The sequence below is a fragment of the Helicobacter sp. UBA3407 genome, assembly GCF_949747025.1.
Classification (GTDB): domain Bacteria; phylum Campylobacterota; class Campylobacteria; order Campylobacterales; family Helicobacteraceae; genus Helicobacter_D; species Helicobacter_D ganmani.
This window is the reverse complement of sequence record NZ_CATKCB010000221.1, coordinates 1-2,998: the sequence shown is the minus strand read 5'-3', so window position 1 is coordinate 2,998 and position 2,998 is coordinate 1. Positions and strand designations below refer to the sequence as shown.

Genomic DNA, 2,998 nt, shown 5'->3' with positions numbered 1-2,998 from the left:
TTGTAAGAGATTTTTTTGTTTGTCTTGTTGTGCAATTTTTTGTTCTAAGGCGTGGATAGAATCTTGTAAGGATTTTGTATCCTCAAAGTCTTGGGGGGCGTTGAAGGATTCTTGTAAGTCCAAAAGTTCTTTTTGTAGGTGTAGCTTCTTTTGGTTTTTTGCCTCCAAAGATTGTTTTGTGCGCTCAAAGCTTAGGCTAAAAATCCCAATAAAACCTAATAAAAAACAAAGAATAAAGATTAAAATCATTTCTTTTTTGGAGCGCAATTCTAAATAAGATTCTATTGTTTTGCAAATTTGTTCCAAAGCTCTTTTGGCTCCGTTCATTGTGGAATCCTAAAGGCAATTTGTATCCAATAAAATTCTTGATATTTTTCCAATCTCTGCACATTTCCCCAAGGGGATTTTTCTAGCTTTTCTAAGGCTTGCAAAGTGTTTTTGCCTCTAAAAAGCAAATGAAGTGAATCTTTTTCTAGCCCAAAATAAGCAATTTTGACATTGTATTGCTGCAAAATCGGGTTAAGTGTATGAAAAAATGGCACAAGAGCGTTAGGAATAGCATTTTGAAGGAAATGTGCATTTTGTGCTTCAAGAGTTTGTAGGGATTCTAACTTTTCTTTCAGAAGTAGCACTTGTTTTTGGGATTGCGTATAGCTTTGGATTTGGTTGTGGATTTGGATATTTTTTTCTTGGATTTGTCGCTGGAGATTTTCTATTTCTCTGCTTTTTAGCAAATCTAAGATTAACAAAACAAGCCAAATCCCGATTCCCACACTCGCACCCAATAGTGCAAATTTCAGTGCTTTGCCTACTTTTCGTTGGCTTAGGGGAAGCGTTTTTTCAAGTGGATTGAAATTATAAGAGTCCAAAAGCAAAACTTCCTCTAGCTTACATTGGAGGATTTGCGTATTAAAAAGGGATTGGAGGCTTTTTAGTTCTTCGGATTGCGCGGGATTCATTTCGCCTATTAGCCAAAAAAAGAGGGCAAAGTTTTGAGGGTTTGGATTCAAAAGTTTAATCTTGTCTTGTGCGATTTGGAGGTTATTTATGGATTGCAGAAAAGTGATTTTGCCTTTGTGATAATAAATAAGTGTCCATTTTGCGCAAACATCTAGCACCAAAAACGCCTGCGATTCTAAAGTTTCTTGCAAAAATTGCTCGCACAAAAAACAAGGGTGGCTAAGGTAGGTTTGCGCATCACTCACATATTTTTTCAAAGAATCTTTGTTGAGTAATAAACAATGATAAGTATGAGCATCTTGCGTAAAAAAGCGCGAAAAATATTCACAAGTGCGGGGCAGATTGAGCAGGGAGCAGACTTTGTCCTCTAATAAATCTTCCAAAATTTCTGGGGATTCTTGGAGGTCTTTGATTTCTTTTTCGTCCAAACTCAAGGAGTAAAAGACAATCTCTTTGTTATCAAAACTCTCCAAACTTTAAGCCTTTTGTTAAAATGTAGTTAGGTTTTGGATAATAACTCAAAAAGGTTTAAAATCCTTAGCTTTTAAGGAGAAGTGGAAGTAGAAACTTAAGTAAGAGAATTGAAATGTTACAATTTGTAATCTTTAACGAAAAATTTATTGCTTTGGCTTTTTGTGTGTGTTTGGAAAAGAATCTGCCTTATTTAACTCTAATTTCTTGTTTGCTACAATGCGGTAATTTTCATAAACAGGAGCTATAAATGATAGTTTCATTTAATTTTTACGCCACTTTGCTTAGTATGATTTTCGTATTGCTTTTGGGGCGTTTTATCATCGGCAAAAGTAAATTTTTGCGTGATTATAATATTCCAGAACCTGTGGTGGGGGGAATCATTGCAGCAATTGCGATTTTTCTGCTTTATCATTATGGCAAAATAGAATTGAAGTTTGATGGAGCGTTAAAAGACCCTTTGATGTTAGCATTTTATGCTAGTATTGGACTAAGTGCCGATTTTGCTTCACTCAAAAAAGGTGGAAAGATTCTTTTTATCTTTTTAATCTTTGTTTCTGTGTTGCTCTTTTTGCAAAATATTGCGGGAGTGCTTGCAGCTAAGTTTATGGGTGTGAATCCCGTGATTGGTTTGCTTGGAGGTTCTGTTACAATGAGCGGAGGACACGGCACAGGTGCTGCGTGGGCAGATATTTTTAAGCTGCCCCCTTATGAGTTTGAAGCTGCTTTGGAGGTAGCTATGGCTTGTGCAACTTTCGGATTAATCGCCGGTGGGGTTATCGGCGGTCCTGTGGCACACTATCTTGTGAAAAAATATCAATTGCAACTCCCAAGCAAAGATGTAGTAGAGGAGGGTTTGCCAAAAGGGTTTGAAAAGCCAGAAAAAGAGAGGTTGATTACCGCGACTTCGTTTGTGGAATCTCTAGCTTTGATTGCGATTTCTTTGCTGATTGGAACGCTTATTTCAAGTTATTTAAAAGGCTCTGCTTTCACGCTTCCCACCTTTGTATGGTGTTTATTTGTGGGAGCGATTCTGCGCAATGTGCTATCTATGACAAAAGTGCATCAAGTGTTTGATAGAGAAGTTTCCGTGCTAGGAAATGTGAGTTTGTCGCTTTTCTTGGCTTTTGCGTTGATGACGATTAATCTTACACAGCTTGTCTCACTTGCGCTTCCTATGCTTGTGATTCTCACGATTCAAGTCGTGTTGATGATTGCCTTTGCGATTTTCGTTACTTTTAGATTCTGCGGGCGTGATTATGACGCAGCGGTTTTGGCTGCGGGACATTGCGGGTTTGGACTTGGAGCGACTCCTACGGCAATGGCAAATATGCAAACGGTTACCCAACATTATGGTATGAGCCATATGGCGTTTATCGTCGTGCCTTTGGTGGGAGCGTTTTTTATTGACCTTGTGAATGCAATCGTGATTAGCGGAGTGCTAAAACTTCCATTTTTTTAGGATTTGCTTTTGCAAGATTTTGCATTGAGCCAAAGCGCGGCAGTTCATAACTTGGCACAAAAGGATTCCATTGTGTCATTTGCTTCGCGCATTCCTCGCAATGAC

The 2,998-nt window shown here is 38.2% G+C and carries 3 protein-coding genes; 1 reads left to right on the top strand and 2 read right to left on the bottom strand.

The features are described from left to right. Together Q1553_RS07855 and Q1553_RS07850 are read right to left on the bottom strand one after the other, a co-directional pair. On the bottom strand, window positions 1–327 hold a 327-nt coding region (locus Q1553_RS07855), incomplete at its 3' end, for a hypothetical protein (protein ID WP_300842895.1). Continuing rightward, the gene (locus Q1553_RS07850) at window positions 324–1,433 is read right to left on the bottom strand and encodes a hypothetical protein (RefSeq protein WP_115551935.1); all 1,110 of its coding nucleotides are present in this window, start codon (window positions 1,431–1,433) and stop codon (window positions 324–326) included. The genes Q1553_RS07850 and Q1553_RS07855, both read right to left, overlap by 4 nt. A 248-nt stretch (window positions 1,434–1,681) precedes the next feature. On the opposite strand from Q1553_RS07850, the gene gltS reads away from it, so the two are divergent. Continuing rightward, window positions 1,682–2,893: a sodium/glutamate symporter gene (gene gltS / locus Q1553_RS07845; protein ID WP_115551934.1), complete on the top strand. Its 1,212-nt coding sequence runs from the start codon at window positions 1,682–1,684 to the stop codon at window positions 2,891–2,893. Window positions 2,894–2,998: the final 105 nt, after the last annotated feature.

Bases quoted from the DNA above. Each gene is read 5' to 3' on its own strand.
- gltS (WP_115551934.1), top strand. From the start codon at position 1,682: ATGATAGTTTCATTTAATTTTTACGCCACTTTGCTTAGTATGATTTTC.